Genomic DNA, 14,229 nt, shown 5'->3' with positions numbered 1-14,229 from the left:
GCGGTGGCCAGACCACCCGGACACCCACCACACCGTCCTGACCGCCACCACCGACACCACCCCGAACGTCCACAGTGCTGCCCTGCGAGTGCTGGCGGAGCGGTGGCCAGACCACCCGGACACCCACCACACCGTCCTGACCGCCACCACCGACACCACCCCGAACGTCCACAGTGCTGCCCTGCGAGTGCTGGGGGAGCGGTGGCCAGACCACCCGGACACCCACCACACCGTCCTGACCGCCACCACCGACACCCACCCATACGTCCGTGACACCGCCCTGCGAGTGCTCGGGGAGCTGTGGCCGGACCACCCGGACACCCGCAAAGCCGTCCTGACCGCCACCACCGACACCACCGACACCACGTACGTCCGCAGCACCGCCCTGCACCTACTGGCGGAGCGGTGGCCGGACCACCCGGACACCCGCAAAGCCGTCCTGACCGCCACCACCGACACCACCGACACCCACCCGGACGTCCGCAGCACCGCCCTGCGAGTGCTGGGGAAGCGGTGGCCGGACCACCCGGACACCCACCACACCGTCCTGACCGCCACCACCGACACCACCGACACCCACCCGGACGTCCGCGGCACCGCCCTGCACGTACTGGCGGAGCTGTGGCCGGACCACCCGGACACCCACCACACCGTCCTGACCGCCACCACCGACACCGCCCCGGACGTCCGAGACACCGCCCTGCACGTACTGGCGGAGCGGTGGCCGGACCACCCGGACACCCGCAAAGCCGTCCTGACCGCCACCACCGACACCACCCGGGACGTCCGAGACACCGCCCTGCGAGTGCTCGGGGAGCTGTGGCCGGACCACCCGGACACCCGCAAAGCCGTCCTGACCGCCACCACCGACACCACCCCGGACGTCCGCACCACCGCCCTACGAGTGCTCGCCGCGAACTTCCCCGACGTGGCATGGCCGCTGGTATGCGAGCATGCCAAGAGACGCTATCCAGCCGACATCAGGATCCAGGTGGTCAAGCTGCTCGCGTTGCTGTGGCCGGAGGAACCCGAAAGCCCTGCTCTCATCCGCGCCATGGAACAGCACGAGGACGAGGACGTGAAGCTAACGGCAGGGCAGGCCTTGACGCTGTTGGAGCGGCAAAGCTTCGTTCGCTTCTGACTCAAGTAACCGGGCCGGGTGGACACTGGGGACACGCTGTCTTAGTGGCCGTTGCTCTATCGATCTCGGTGAGCGTGAGTTCGACGTCGTCGACTCAGTTGGGTGATCTTCTGGCCGGCCAGGCATGAGAGTGGGGCCTCCCGCACAGCTCGTGGGTGTCGAATCCAACCGAGCAACAGGAGGCCCCTGGTGCTGCAGTCTTCCGCGCCCGTGCCCGAATCGTCCAACTCCACTGCCCTGACGTGTGATTGCCTCGCTCACCGGTTCGGGAATGCCGGGGACCGTCCGCACAGACGACCGAGGTATCCCTCCGACATGACCGACGCGGAGTGGGCCGTGGTGCGGAGCGCGATGCCGGTCCCGGGCTGGCTGGAGGGACGCGGCGGGCAGCCGGAGGGCTACTGTCACCGGCAGATGGTCGATGCGGTGCGCTACCTGGTCGCGGGCGGCATCGCCTGGCGGGCGATGCCCGCGGACTTCCCCGCCTGGGACCGCGTCTACGCCTTCTTCCGGCGCTGGCGGAACAAGGGCCTGGTCGCCGAGTTCCACGACCGGCTGCGCGACCGGGTCCGCGAGGCGGCGGGCCGCGACCGGGAACCGACCGCGGGCATCATCGACGCGCAGTCGGTGAAGGGGGCCACGTCGGTGCCGGCCGCCTCCCGGGGCTTCGACGGCGGAAAGAAGGTGAACGGCCGCAAACGGCACATCGTGGTGGACACCCTCGGCCTGCTGCTGGCGGTGATGGTCACCGCGGCGTCCGTCACCGACCGCGAGGCCGGCGGGACGCTGCTGGCACGGCTGCGGGAGCGGTACCGGCGCATCACGGTCGTGTGGGCCGACGGCGGCTACACCGGACGCCTGGTCGACCTCGCCCGTGATGCCTGGCGGATCACGCTGAGTGTGGTCAAACGCGGCGACGACACCACGGGCTTCGTCGTCCTGCCCAAGAGGTGGCTGGTCGAGCGGACGTTCGCGTGGCTGATGCGCTCACGCCGCCTCGCTCGCGACTACGAGACGCGCATCGACACCTCGGAGGCGGTGATCCGCTGGTCGATGAGCATGGTCATGAGCCGACGCCTCGCCCGGCGGGCACGCTGAACATCCCCGGCTTCCGCTCGTCCAGCCAGCCCCGCGCGGCCAGGCGTTTCGCCTTCGACCGCACCCCCTCGACCTTCCCGGGAACCACCTCCAGGCCAAGCGCCGCCGCGAGTTGGCGGCAGTCCATCGCCTCCCCGCCCACCCCGTTCCCGCCGACCAGGACATCCATGATCCGCCGGTAGTCCGGCGCCAGCGCCGTCGGAGCGAACCCCTCCCGCCAGTGCGGCACCACCAAACCGGGCACCGCCGCGGCGACCGGCCCCGGCCGCTCACCGTCCACCACGGCCCGCGGCACCTCCCCGCCTCCGGGAGATTCCGCCAGGACCTCGCCCACAGTCTCGCGGGCGATCACGAACCGCTCCCACACCGCCTGGGCCTCCCGCAGCTCGACCTGAAGGGCCTCCACCCGCTGCCGGGCGGCGCGTTCGCGCTCCTCCAACAACCCCATCACCGACGGCATCCCGGCACCTCCACCGAAGAGACGACACGACGCCTCCCCCCTGCCGCCGAAACACCGGCCCTATCCCTGACCAGCCACAACGCACCCGTCACTCTCGGAAAGACAACGGCTTCTTAGCCGCGCGGCTGGTCAGAGCTGAACCAGCGGGACCTCCTGGCGGCGTGCTCGGGATCGAGGAGGACCGGGGGCTCGCCGCCGCACGGGCGGTGGTTGCGGTGAAGCCGAAGGTGTTGCGCGCCGCCGCCGGAATCCGCAAGCGTCCGGGGTAGCGACGGCGGCGCTCGGGAACGGGGGGAACAGCGGAGCCAGCCGCTCCCATAGGTCATCCGGAACAAGATCAGCAGGAACCCGAACACACTGCCGACCACGATCGCCGGACGCAAGATCTGCGACCCAGCCGATATGTGGCCCCGAGCGCTACTCCGCGAGGACCACAGCAGTGACGGCCCAGCGCTCGTGGTCTCGCCATTCGCCATTGATGAGCTGGAATGCGGGCGAGTAGCCCTCTCGCTGGAAGCCGAGACGCTGGACGAGGTTGATTGAGGCGGTGTTGTCCGGCTGGATGTTCGCCTCCAGTCGGTGCAGGTCAAGCCGGTCGAAGGCGTGCTGGAGAACGAGCTTGAGACCGTCGGTCATGTAGCCGTGCCCGGTGGTTGAGGCGTAAGCGGTGTAGCCCAGAGAGCCGCTCTGGAGCGCGCCTCGGATGATGTGGCTGATGTTGGCGCTGCCGACGATAGCGCCGGTGCCGCGCAGGCAGATCACGAAGCTCTCGCGAGAGGGCTGCTCTGATTGCTCGATGTAGTGCTCGAACGCCTCTCGCGTGGTCTCGCGCGCACCGAACCAGCGGTGGAGCATCTCGGCGCTCTCACGAGACAGCCGGGCCACCTCCTCGTAGTCCTCCAGGCAGACGTGGCGAATCGCCACTCGGGGACCCTGCTGAAGATAGTCGTTGATCGCCATCCGGGGATCTTAAAGGTGGGGGGCTCGTGCGGCCTCCGTTGCCGGCATCAGATGTGACCATCGCCCTGGTCCTGGCCGACAGCGTCGTCGCTGTCTGCGCGACGTCAGGACGGGCGCGGAAACCGAGTGGTGATCGGCGGCCGGACGGGCGAACGCGGTGGTCGTCTGACCGTATCGATACGACTTCTCGCACGAGCGGGTGAACGCCTTGCCCATCCGCTTTCCTCTGCCCCTCGGTGGCCACTAGGAAGATCCACAACGACCGTTGATCGATCAGGAAGCGGACCAGCCCCGATGCGAACCAGCACCATCGCGCGCACGACCGCGCTCGCCGCCAGCGCCCTACTCGCCCTCACCGCCCTCTCCACGGCAACGCCGGCAGCCGCGGCCACACTCGCCAAGGACGGCCGCCACCGCTCCCCCGGGCAAGTCCTGACGATCCGGCTGCACGAGGCCATCGACGCCCTGCCCGTCGCCGACGAGAACCGCGAGGGCTACGAGCGCACCAAGTTCCGTCACTGGATCGACGCCGACAAGAACGGCTGCAACACCCGCAAGGAGGTCATCATCGCCGAGGCCGTCGACGCCCCCGAGGTCGGCCCGGGCTGCGCGCTCACCGGCGGTACCTGGTTCTCCCCCTACGACGGCCTCACCGTCACCGACTCCGCCGCCCTCGACGTCGACCACATGGTCCCCCTCGCCGAAGCCTGGGACTCCGGCGCCTACGCATGGACTCCCAAGGAGCGCGAGGCGTACGCCAACGACCTCGGCGACGAGCGGTCCCTGATCGCGGTCAGCGCCCGCTCCAACCGCTCCAAGGCCGACAAGGACCCGGCGGACTGGATGCCCCCCGCCCGCAACTACACCTGCACCTACCTCACCAACTGGACCACCGTGAAAACCCGCTGGTCCCTCACCATCGACCAGCGCGAAGCCGACACCCTGCACCAGATCGCCGCCGGCTGCCCCGACGAGACCATCACGGTCGAACTCGCCCGCTGACCCCAGCCACCTAACCACGGGGGCCGGTCGTCGCCTCGACGCAGGTCCTGCGCGACGTCACCGGGGGCGCCGGGTAAGGGCACGAAGCCGCACGTGGACAGCGGCCGGGTCCGTTCCGGTCAGTTCCGCCACCTCAGCGGCCGGCAGTTCCAGCACCAGGTGGAGCAGCAGAACGTCCTGCTGCGGGTCGGTGAGGTGGGCGACGGGTTCGAGGGGGCCGGCCATGGTGCGGACGTGGTGGCGGACGGTCTGCCAGGCACAGGCGGCGGGGCTGGGGGTGGCCAGGATGTGGAGCCAGGTGGCGGCGATCTCGTCGAAGGCGTTCTTGATGGCGTGGTGGGCGTCGGCGGCGGGCAGGTGAAGGGCGGCGTACTGGAGGTAGCGGTCGTAGTGGAGGTCGTGCAGGGCCCACGGCCCGATCTGGTCGGGTCGTGTCGGCCTGCGGGGTCGGTTGCCGTGCCAGGCTGGCGCCATGGTGCTTCCCCAGGGGTATGGGACGGACGGGTTGCGGGGCGGCGGCAGGGTGTGGGTGTCGCCGCCGGTGGTCAGAAGGACTCGGCGCGCAGGGTGGTGGTCTGGGTCTGCGACACCGGGGTCGGGGGTAGCGGGTTCTCCGGCGTCCATTCCGGGTTCCCCGCGAGCTTGAGGCACTCCCACAGGGGCCTGATGACCGCGGGCGGGCCTTGGAGGACCGTGATCACCGCTTCGATGTCCGGCCACGACGACAGCTCGCGGCCAGACAGGACAGCGGCGACCCGGGCGGCGGTGAGCGGCGGGCAGGAGTGCGCGGCGACGAACGGTGCGCTCGGGCGTCCCGCGGCGAGATGGAGACCCTGGATCGCGGAGGTGAGCTGGAACTTGGCGTGGTCCTGGGCGCTGGGCCGGCCCGCGAAGAAGGGCCGGGCCGTCGGTTTGCCGTTGGCCTCCTCCCACAACACGCGAAACTGCTCCGGGTCGGCCCCGCAGAAGCGGGCGAAGGCGGCCACCACGTCCCAGCGCGGCATCCGCTCCCCGCTGACCGCCCGCGAGATGTAGGAGGTGGAGACGCCGGAGCCCTTAGCGATCTCCCGCATGTACCGGCCCGAGGTCCGCTGGAGGTGGGACAGGGCACTGGCCAGACGAGTCTGGGCGTCGAGGGCGCCGACGGCACCGCGCCGATTGCGGGAGCCGCGCGGCCTGGGTGCGGAGCCGCGCGGGCGCGCGGTCTTTCGCCCGCGTTCACGGCGGCGGGCCAGCAGCCGGGCGGCCTTCGCCTCCTCCCACCGGGTGCGGGCGGTCTCGGTGCTGACTCCGAGGACCTCGGCGATCGCCGGCCAGCGGACCTTGCGCCCGCGCGCCTGGAGGACGACGGCGTTGACCAGCTCGTCGTACTCCTTGCCGAGCTCGGCGAGGATCATGAGCTCGGCGAAGTCGCCGAGCGCGGGATCGTTCGACTTCACGACGTTCTGCAGCCTGCGGGCGGCCGCCATCAGGCTGCCAGCGATCTGGACGACCACCGGGTCCATTGTCGGCAGCGGCTCCGGCTGGGGGATCTTCGTCATGCGGTGCGCAGCGGAGCGGCACTTATCGGTGCAGAAGCGGCGCCGTCGGCCACGGGTGCTGAGCACGAACGCCGTGCCGCAGTGTTCGCAAGCCTGGCTCGGCCCGGTGAGCTGGGTCATGTCCCGTTCCTGAAAGAAATTCGGGTACCGCGAACGGGTGACCCTGGACGGGGATTTCGTTCGCGGATGCCCGATGATCCAGAACAGCGCGTACGGATTGCATTTCAGCCGCGCAGGGGCGGTACAGGAGCCCGGCCGCCTCGCGTCGGTGTGAAGGCGGCCGGGCGGAAACACGCCGTTAGGTGCGACGGCGCAGGTAGCTGACGTGGGAAGCGTTCGCCACGGCCCCCGCGGCACCCAGAACGGCCGACACCCCCAACCCGGGGCCGGACCCCGTGCAGAGGGCGGCCATCGCGCCCGGGACGACCACCAGCAGGCCGCCCTTCAGATGTACCCACATGGCAATAGCCACGGAGGTTTCCCCGCCGGCCTGCGGAGGCATGTTAGGTTCGGTGCCACGCCCCAGCCGTTGCAAGGCGGCAAGGTACCGAATCCGGTCAGGACTCACGAGAGCTCCTCGATCGAAGTGTGTGTTGCGCAGAGCCCCGGCATAAACGGTTTCCAGGCCCGCCGGGGCTCTACGTATTCGGGAGATTACAACGCGATCACTCCACCGCGTTAACGGCTCATCCGCTTAACGGTCTCCCGGCAGAAAGAATTCGAACAGATCGATCAAAGTCGAAAGCAGCCGGTCAGATATCGACTGTGGGGGTTGCGGATTACGTCCGGTTCGTTCCGGCTCGATGATCGCGTCGAGCCCGTCCGGGTAAACGAAACGCAAGATCTGGTGCTCACAGAGCGAACCCCCGCAACCGGCCCCCTTCGCACGCCCCGAACACCCCTGCTGCCACCGGCCGACTCTCCCCGCGGGCCGGCTTTGTTCAAGGGTTGCCAACACCTCGCGGTGGTGAAGCGGCAACAGAAGCACCCGCCCGCAACACGCGTCGCCACCCCCTCCCGGGGGACACCTCCGCGCATCTCCGCGAGGCTGGCACGGGCCCCAATGGCGCCAGCCAGGTCCGTGGGCCACGCGGCGGTGTGCTGCGGCGAGGTGTCATCAGGCGGCACCGCCAGAGCCAGACCAACCGGTTCACCCCGCCGCTGGGAAGCTTCTCGAGCGCCGTCCGGTCGATCAGCAGCGGGCCGCCGCAGGCCGGTCCGTCCTGGTCGGTGCGGCTAACGTGATCAAGTGCGTCATCAGCTCGCGGACGGTGTCCTGGGTCGCTCGGGGAGCTGGGCCCACAGTTCGGGTCGCTCGGGGGCCCAGCTACAGGCCGATGTCCTCGGTGGCGGCGTCCTCCCAGGCCTTGGCGTCGCGGACATAGCCCTCGAACACCGGGCTGGAGGGAGCGTGCCCGGACTGGGCGCGGACCTTGTCGGGCCGCTTGCCGGCCTTGATGCTCGTGGTGATCAGCCCAGCCCGCTGGGAATGGCCGGTGAGCCGGACCTCCAGGCCGGCGCGCGCCGCCGCCGCCCACCGCCTCGGCGTCCCCCTCTTCGCCACCGACCTGCTGCCCACCGGGCACACCGGCTGACCCCGCCGAACCCGGCATGGCCGCTGAGCTGCGAACCACGACGGCGCCGACTTTCTTAGGCGGACGCGGACGCGGGCGATCCGGCCGCCGCCGCGACGGACTCCGTCCGGGTACTCACGCCACCGTCCCCGTCGGGCAGCCACAACTCCATCCGGCGCTCCCGTCCGGCGGAGCCCCGGCCGACGGCCCGCAGCTCGACCCGACGGCGGTCCAGTTGCCCCCATCCGTCGCCCAGCCCTTCCCAGCCGCTCGACCGCGTTTCCACCCGCAGGTGGGCGCCCGGCCACGGGCCCGGCGTGAGCACGACCGTCCCGGCCCGGCGCAGGTGGGCGGCGAGGCGGTCGACCGTCCGGGGCGCGAGGTGCCGGTGCCCCGCCGCGATGATCACCGGGCAGGCGGCGGCGAGCGTCGACACCACCTCGGCGTAGTGATCGCCGGGCTCGTCGACGACCAGGAGGCGGCGCAGGTCCAGTCCGTACCCGGCCGCAGCGGCCAGCCCGAGGTCAGGTAGCCCAATCACCGAGGTGTAGCCGTACCGGTCGGCGCCGGCCGGACCGGCGGCGAGCGCCAGCAGCGTGCCGAGGTCCGGGACGACCGTGACCGTCCCCCGGGCCAGACCTCCATTCGGCAGCAGGGGACGCAGCGGCTCCAGCACCGGCAGGATTTCCGTGCTGGCCTGGCGCGACCGGGCCGTCGGCGAGGTCACCTCCAGCAGCTCTGCCAGCCGGTCGCTCCCTTCCTCGGCCGCTCTCTGGACGACGGTGAGCGTCACGGGCGCGATTCCCCGAGCTGGGATGAGTCCTGCGGAGCGGGAGCGGGCGCGGCGGCGCGAAGGGTGCGGCCGTCGGCGACGACCCAGGCCGAGGCCTTGTCCTCGCCCCACCGCACGGAGGCGATCCAGGGCAGGCCGGGGCCCGGCCGGCGCTGCTCGGTCACCAGGGCGGAGCGCCAGCCGCCGAGGTGGAGCCAGGCCAGGCGCCAGCACCGGCCCGCGTCGTCGGGCTCGGGAGCGCCGGCCATCTCGGAGGGGACCAGCACCGCGTCACGCAGCCCCACGCTGTCGTCCGGCTCGGGCAGGGGGCGGATCGTCGCGTCGTCGTAGAGCAGCCAGGCCCAGGGCTCCTCGCCCGGCCCCGGGCCGTCGGGGCCCCAGCGGACGTGGACCACCCAGCGGGTGCTGCCCGGCGGGCGGCGCCAGGAGGTCAGGATGGCCGGCCGCCACCGGCCGCCGAGGCGGACCTCCACAAGCCGCCACCGGCGCACCTCCCGGTGCACGCCGGGCAGCGTCATCAACTCCCGAGGCGGGCACTCGGCATCCCCCGGCGCGTTGCCAGGCTGCCGGGACGAGGCGGAGAACGGTACGGCTGCGGTCACACCCTCATTATTCGATCGCTTGTTCGACTGATCAAACGTCATCGGTCTCCGGCCCGCCGACGCTCTACCGTGGAAATGACCAGTTCAGCGGAGGTGGACCATGCCCGAGACCGCCGTGATGCGCTGCGAGGCCTGCGGCCGCACCAGCGACTGGACCCCCTGGGGACGCTGCTCCTGGGCGTGCTTCGCGCTGGAGCGGGAGACCCCCGAGCAGCAGCGGGCGGCGCAGGACGCCGCACCCGAGGCGTTCGCCTTCTACATGGGCCTGGCGCCGGGGCGGCGCGCCGACGGCGGTCCGTGATGATCCCCTTCGACCTGCCGGTCGAGGTCGCCGCCGCCCGCCCGGTCCCAGATCCGCCCGCCGGCCCCGGTCTGAGTCTGGAGCCCAAGCTCGACGGCTGGCGGGCCCTGCTGCGCACCGGGCCCGCGGCCCGGGTCTACAGCCGGCACGGCACCGACCTCACCGCCGCGATGGCCGACCTCGCGGGCACCGCCGGGCGGCTGCCGGAGGCCGTGTACGACGGCGAGCTCCTCGCCGTCACGGAGTCGGGCGAGGTTTCCTTCGCGCTCCTGCAGACCCGCGCCGGGAGGGGCCCGCGGCCCGGCGCCGGGTTCACCGTCCACTTCGCGGCCTTCGACGCCCTGGCCACCGCCGACACCGACCACCGCCCCCAGCCCTACAGCGAGCGCCGCCGTCTCCTGCTGGACCTGCTGGCCGACGCGCCCGCCGCGATCCGGCCCGTCCCGGCCACCCGCGACCCGGCCGAGGCCATGGCCTGGGTCGGCGCGCTGGGCTGCGCGGTCGAGGGCATCGTCGCCAAGCCCGAGCCGCTCCCCTACCTGCCCCGCTACGGCTCCGCCTGGACGAAGTGGCGCCGCCGCCACACCGTGGACGCGGTCGTCACCGGCATCACCGGCCGAACCCCCGCCACCCAGGCCGCCGTCCTCTCCCGCCCAGGCCACGACGGCCGACTGCGACCGGTGGCCGTCTCCCTCCCCCTCGGCCAAGACCTACGCCGCGCCCTGGCACCGCTCCTGCACCCGGCCGGCGAGCCAGCCGAGCTGCCCGGCACCGTCGGCGGGCTGCCAGGCAGCCCGCCGATCGCCTACCTGCCCGTGGAGCCGGAGGCCGTCGTCGAGATCGAGACCGACCAGGCCGAGCCCGAGTTCGGCCGCTACCGCCACCGCCCGCGGATCACCCGAGTCCGAGCCGACCTGACTGCCGACCAGGTCCACCCGCCGCTGGTCCCCTAACCGCGCGCAGTGCCTACCGGCGGAGCCAGGGCCGTTCCTTCCAGGCCTTGGCCGCCGGGCTGTCCCGGGTGATCGTTCCGTCCCGCCAGGCGGCCTCGTACATCGCCTCGATGTCGTCGCCGATCGGGTCGTCGGGCCATTCCTTCGGCTGTTCGTAGGAAGGATCGGCGAACGGGTCGGGCTCGTACTCAAGGCCGTAGCCGTAGTCGAGCTCGGGCCGGTGGTTCTCCTGGTCGTTCTCGTCGTCCACCATCGCTCTCTCCTGGTCGATGCCGGCGTTGCCCTTGAGGGTGTCAGCGTTCGCGACCATCCGCCCGCAGATTGGCGAAGACGGTCGCCATTCCATCAGTCAGGCAATCGCTTCTCTCGTTCAGCTGAGCGCAGTGAGGTTTCCGCAGAAGCCAACGACTACCCCGAGGAGGAGCAGAGCGGGACCCCGGTAGTTGACCGTGGCTGTCTGCAAGCCACCCTCCAGGTACTCGCTGACCTGGAGCAGCTGCGTCTGAACGGAGGTTCGGGCGGCGTCGATGTCGCCTTGCAGACGGGCTTCCAGGCGGGCAACCACCTCCCGGTCGCGGCGGTCGAGCTCTCCGGGGATGCTGCTCTGCCACGTCTCCAGTTGCCAGACACGCTCTTCGAGAGTCTTCGGTGGCCCGCTCGTCAGGACGGAGGCGTTGGCCGCGTCGACTGCGGCCGCTGCGTCCGAGACGTACACGTGGTGCGGGCGCCTGATGAAGTCGCGCAACTTCCCGCGGGCTGCTCGGATGTCCAAGACCGTCAGGGTGATGCCCCCGAAGTCCAGCAGAGCCGAGATCAGATAGAGGATGGCGGCCGCAGACATGTCCGGAGGCTACTGCCAAGGCGAGCGGAGAGACCTTGGGGCCGCGGTCACTCGGTCAGCTTCACCCACCCGGCGGACCGTCGGGAAAAGGAAGGATAATGACCGTTATCCTTCCCTCCCCCGGGTACGCTGACGGCCCCGTCCGGCGGTCCTCGTCGGACGGACGGGGAGGCACACCGTGGACTGGAACATGACCGCCGCGATCGCCGCGGCCGTCTTCGGCGGTGGATCGGCCGTCGCCGCGTTCTGGCAGGCAAAGATCGCCCAAGGTCAGGCGAGGGACGCCCGGGCCGGCGCGGCAGCCGCGGAGGCCGCCGCCGAGGTCGCCCGGCGCCAGGCCGCTGCCGCCGAGCAGCAGGCCCGGGCCGCCGAGGACCACGTGCGCGCCGCCGAGGAGCAGGCCGCGCTTTGTGGCGAAGGTCGCGGCCACCGGGGTGCCTGCCGATGCCGCCTGGCGGGCCAGCTCGGTGCCCAGGAATCCGCTGCCGCCGATGATGAGGACTGTCACGCCATGACGGTAAAGCAGAGGCAGGTCCAACTCCGCCAAGGCCGGCCCGACTTCACCGAGACGAGAGCGCCCGCGCGTTCGCCTGGCGGTCGTGGGTGCAGCGACGGTCCCCGGCCAGGAGCACCCCACCCCCTCACCGGCCACGTAGACGATTCGGCGGCCGGCTCCCCGCCGGCCGCCGCTAACTCAGCCCAACCGAGTTACACCGTGCACTGACCTATCCGCGCAGGTTGTCCTTCTCGTCCACAAGGTGGCCAAGCTCTCCGCCGAGCTCCGGAGGTTGTGGCCAGCTGTTTCCCGCCGAAGTCGTGCCCCTGGGGCGTGGCCGACGGGGTCACAGGTCGCTCAGGTGCTCGCGGAAGATGGCTTCGAATCCGGCGACAGTGTGCTCGGCGAGGATCTCGTCGGGCAGGCCCGCCTCCATGCCGGCCCTGGTGTTGAAATCGACCTGGCCGTTCGCGGGCACGAGTTCCTGGATCAGCCAGGCGGCGAACTCCGCAGCGGCACCGGCGGTCGCGTTGCGCAGGGACAGGCCTTCGTCGCCCGAGGCGCCGGATCCGATGCCCTCGTAGGTTGTCCCGGCTGCGGTGAAGTCGAACCACCAGTCGTTCTCGTCGCTCGGTCCGTAGGCTCCGCCGTCCGCCTTGGTGTGCACGAACGCCTGCTGCTCCCCTTCCCTTCGCCGGAGCGCCTGGGTGAAGGCGTCAACGGTCAGGTTCCAGGTCGTGCCAGGGGCGGGGGTAAAGATGAACAGGGTGCTGGGTTCGCCGAACTCGGGGACGGGCTGGGAGGTCATGGCTGGTCCTGGTCCTAGGAGAGCGTGGGGTTGGTGAGGGGGCCTGACGGAACGTAGCGGGCGTAGCCCTTGGCGCCGTAGAGGGCCATCATGGTGCGCCAGTAGGGCACGGTGATGGGGTCGTTGGTGTCGATCTCCAGTCCGCGGACTTGCTGGTTGCGGGGGTCGTTCATGGCGACCGCGTACTTCTGGAGTTCCTCTTCGTCGTCCTTGAATAGGAACGGGGGTTTCGCGCCCTTCTCCTTCTTCTGGGTCTTCTCGTACTCCTCGAGAGTGCGGTAGCACTTCGCGGGGTCGCGGACGTACTTGGCGTCGACGATCATGCCGTCGGTATCCCGAAGGCCGTCCGCCATGATGTACGGCTCCCTGTTGGGTTTCAGCGGTACCAGGGGCAGCTGGTACTCGGGGTACCCGGCCACGTCCCACTGGTAGCGCTTGTCGGCGTCGATGCCGCCGGAGAAGTCGCCGGTGACCAGACCCGACTTCCACTGCCGGAACGTTGCCAGTTCGGTGGGCGTCAGCGGGGGGTAGCCCGGCATCGGCGGGTTGGGGGGCGCGACGGGGGTCCGGACTTGCACGTTCGGGTTGACCGGCCTGTAGGCCGCGGGAACCAACGGCAGAGGAAGGGGAAGCGGCGCAGGGAAGGGCAGGACCCAGGGGAACCCCGGACCGGACGGCTTCGGCGCGGGCTGGCCCTGGGGAACCGGCACCCGCTTCTGGGTGTCGTCGAGCGCGTGCGGCGTGCCGGCGAGCGACAGGATCTGGGTGTCGCCGAGCAGCTTGGATTTCAGGCCACCGTCGTCCCCTTCGCCGCCAAAGACTGGGTCGTCCCAGGGGGCGACGAACCAGTTGTTGAAGAAGCTCGCGGAGTCGTCGATGTGCTTGGCATAACGGTCGCAGGCGTCGCCGAGCTGCCGACAGGCGGATGCCAGGTTCGCCAGCAGTGTGGAGCCGCTTTCCGGCTTCGCCGGGTAGTCCTGCCGGCCGACGAAGGCGGTGAAGAACTCGGCGATCGCCTTGGCCGTCTGGCCTTCATGAACTTCGTCGACAGTGCGCCAAGCGTCCTGCGCGCCGTGGAGGACCTGCACGGTGAGCCGGTGGGCGGCCTGCCAGCTCCCAGCGACCTTCCTCAGCTTGTCCGAGTCTCCGCGGAAGCGGTCTCCCCACACCCACCGGTCCATGCCGCTGGTCTTGCCAAGAGCCTCCGGCAGCGTCTCGCCGATCCCCCGTGGATCCGGCGCGCACTGCCCGGCGGCCGTCCAGGGCTGAGCCAGGCCGGCAGTAGCGTCGCCAGCCGGGTCAGCGTTCGTGTCCAGCAGCTGCTTCGCCACCGCGTCCTCGGCCGCCAGATAGTTGTTGGCGTTCGCCAGCAGGGTCTGCGAGCCCTGACCCATGAAGTGGCAGGCGTTCGCCATCTGGTTCAACGTCGTCTTCGCCGACGGCTTGTACACCGACGCGAAGAGCTTCCCCGCCTCGTCGTCCCCGATCATGCCGCCGGACGCGGACAGCTCCCGTGCCAGCAACGTCACGATGTTCAGCAGGTCCTCGGAGACCTGATGCATCTGCCACGAGCCGTTGACCAGCGCGCGCACGTCGACCTTGTAACCGCCGTCCATCCACCCCACCCCCTTGTCCCAACTGCCCCCATGCTAGAAGGCC

The 14,229-nt window shown here is 70.7% G+C and carries 17 protein-coding genes and 1 pseudogene; 5 read left to right on the top strand and 13 right to left on the bottom strand.

The genetic code is table 11. The features are described from left to right. Together ACZ6Y7_RS32950 and ACZ6Y7_RS32945 are read left to right on the top strand one after the other, a co-directional pair. Positions 1-1,141, top strand: a 1,141-nt coding sequence (locus ACZ6Y7_RS32950; RefSeq protein WP_465761609.1) for a HEAT repeat domain-containing protein, incomplete at its 5' end; no start/stop codon positions are given. A gap of 315 nt (positions 1,142-1,456) precedes the next feature. Further along, positions 1,457-2,239, top strand: a complete 783-nt coding sequence (locus tag ACZ6Y7_RS32945) for an IS5 family transposase (RefSeq protein ID WP_465761608.1) — start codon at positions 1,457-1,459, stop codon at positions 2,237-2,239. On the opposite strand, the gene ACZ6Y7_RS32940 is transcribed toward ACZ6Y7_RS32945, so the two are convergent. Continuing rightward, complete coding sequence (locus ACZ6Y7_RS32940; RefSeq protein ID WP_465761607.1) at positions 2,205-2,699, bottom strand: hypothetical protein; 495 nt, start codon at positions 2,697-2,699, stop codon at positions 2,205-2,207. The two genes, ACZ6Y7_RS32945 and ACZ6Y7_RS32940, sit on opposite strands and share 35 nt — an antisense overlap. A 417-nt stretch (positions 2,700-3,116) precedes the next feature. Next, positions 3,117-3,659 (bottom strand): GNAT family N-acetyltransferase, encoded by a 543-nt coding sequence (locus tag ACZ6Y7_RS32935; RefSeq protein ID WP_465761606.1) that lies wholly within the window; start codon positions 3,657-3,659, stop codon positions 3,117-3,119. A gap of 294 nt (positions 3,660-3,953) precedes the next feature. Here ACZ6Y7_RS32935 and ACZ6Y7_RS32930 point away from each other — a divergent pair, with 294 nt between their 5' ends. After that, on the top strand, positions 3,954-4,661 hold the full coding sequence (locus tag ACZ6Y7_RS32930) for an HNH endonuclease family protein (RefSeq protein ID WP_465761605.1): 708 nt from the start codon (positions 3,954-3,956) through the stop codon (positions 4,659-4,661). 57 nt (positions 4,662-4,718) lie between these two features. On the opposite strand, the gene ACZ6Y7_RS32925 is transcribed toward ACZ6Y7_RS32930, so the two are convergent. The 6 genes from ACZ6Y7_RS32925 to ACZ6Y7_RS32900 all read right to left on the bottom strand — a co-directional run bounded on the left by ACZ6Y7_RS32925 (position 4,719) and on the right by ACZ6Y7_RS32900 (position 9,171). After that, positions 4,719-5,135, bottom strand: coding sequence for a sigma factor-like helix-turn-helix DNA-binding protein (locus tag ACZ6Y7_RS32925; protein ID WP_465761604.1), 417 nt, complete (start codon positions 5,133-5,135; stop codon positions 4,719-4,721). Positions 5,136-5,206: 71 nt separating this feature from the next. Further along, positions 5,207-6,202, bottom strand: a complete 996-nt coding sequence (locus ACZ6Y7_RS32920) for a helix-turn-helix domain-containing protein (protein WP_465761603.1) — start codon at positions 6,200-6,202, stop codon at positions 5,207-5,209. Between the two features lie 298 nt (positions 6,203-6,500). Further along, positions 6,501-6,662 carry a hypothetical protein gene (locus tag ACZ6Y7_RS32915; RefSeq protein ID WP_465761602.1) on the bottom strand — a complete coding sequence of 54 codons (162 nt, stop codon included), beginning with the start codon at positions 6,660-6,662 and terminating at the stop codon, positions 6,501-6,503. 867 nt (positions 6,663-7,529) lie between these two features. After that, positions 7,530-7,781: a hypothetical protein gene (locus tag ACZ6Y7_RS32910; protein WP_465761601.1), complete on the bottom strand. Its 252-nt coding sequence runs from the start codon at positions 7,779-7,781 to the stop codon at positions 7,530-7,532. Between the two features lie 71 nt (positions 7,782-7,852). Next, the gene (locus ACZ6Y7_RS32905) at positions 7,853-8,569 is read right to left on the bottom strand and encodes a hypothetical protein (protein ID WP_465761600.1); all 717 of its coding nucleotides are present in this window, start codon (positions 8,567-8,569) and stop codon (positions 7,853-7,855) included. Then, positions 8,566-9,171, bottom strand: coding sequence for a hypothetical protein (locus tag ACZ6Y7_RS32900; RefSeq protein ID WP_465761599.1), 606 nt, complete (start codon positions 9,169-9,171; stop codon positions 8,566-8,568). Before ACZ6Y7_RS32900 ends, ACZ6Y7_RS32905 begins: the two co-directional genes overlap by 4 nt. A gap of 100 nt (positions 9,172-9,271) precedes the next feature. Between ACZ6Y7_RS32900 and ACZ6Y7_RS32895 the strand changes: the two genes are divergently transcribed. Then, the gene (locus ACZ6Y7_RS32895) at positions 9,272-9,472 is read left to right on the top strand and encodes a hypothetical protein (RefSeq protein WP_465761598.1); all 201 of its coding nucleotides are present in this window, start codon (positions 9,272-9,274) and stop codon (positions 9,470-9,472) included. Continuing rightward, positions 9,472-10,425, top strand: coding sequence for an ATP-dependent DNA ligase (locus tag ACZ6Y7_RS32890; RefSeq protein ID WP_465761597.1), 954 nt, complete (start codon positions 9,472-9,474; stop codon positions 10,423-10,425). The genes ACZ6Y7_RS32895 and ACZ6Y7_RS32890 overlap by 1 nt, the downstream gene beginning before the upstream one ends. A gap of 13 nt (positions 10,426-10,438) precedes the next feature. On the opposite strand, the gene ACZ6Y7_RS32885 is transcribed toward ACZ6Y7_RS32890, so the two are convergent. The 5 genes and pseudogenes from ACZ6Y7_RS32885 to ACZ6Y7_RS32865 form a co-directional block, all read right to left on the bottom strand. Beyond that, positions 10,439-10,735 carry a hypothetical protein gene (locus tag ACZ6Y7_RS32885; protein ID WP_465761596.1) on the bottom strand — a complete coding sequence of 99 codons (297 nt, stop codon included), beginning with the start codon at positions 10,733-10,735 and terminating at the stop codon, positions 10,439-10,441. Between the two features lie 60 nt (positions 10,736-10,795). Further along, positions 10,796-11,266 (bottom strand): hypothetical protein, encoded by a 471-nt coding sequence (locus tag ACZ6Y7_RS32880; RefSeq protein WP_465761595.1) that lies wholly within the window; start codon positions 11,264-11,266, stop codon positions 10,796-10,798. A gap of 400 nt (positions 11,267-11,666) precedes the next feature. Next, positions 11,667-11,774, bottom strand: a pseudogene (locus ACZ6Y7_RS32875) (dTDP-4-dehydrorhamnose reductase); the annotation flags it as partial. Between the two features lie 334 nt (positions 11,775-12,108). Further along, on the bottom strand, positions 12,109-12,570 hold the full coding sequence (locus ACZ6Y7_RS32870) for a hypothetical protein (protein ID WP_465761594.1): 462 nt from the start codon (positions 12,568-12,570) through the stop codon (positions 12,109-12,111). Positions 12,571-12,584: 14 nt separating this feature from the next. Further along, complete coding sequence (locus ACZ6Y7_RS32865) at positions 12,585-14,186, bottom strand: restriction endonuclease fold toxin-2 domain-containing protein (RefSeq protein ID WP_465761593.1); 1,602 nt, start codon at positions 14,184-14,186, stop codon at positions 12,585-12,587. Positions 14,187-14,229 lie beyond the last annotated feature (43 nt).

It is taken from the genome of Kitasatospora sp. NPDC053308, assembly GCF_055585785.1.
Note: the sequence above shows the minus strand (reverse complement) of the source record. Positions and strands in the feature narration are given on the sequence as shown.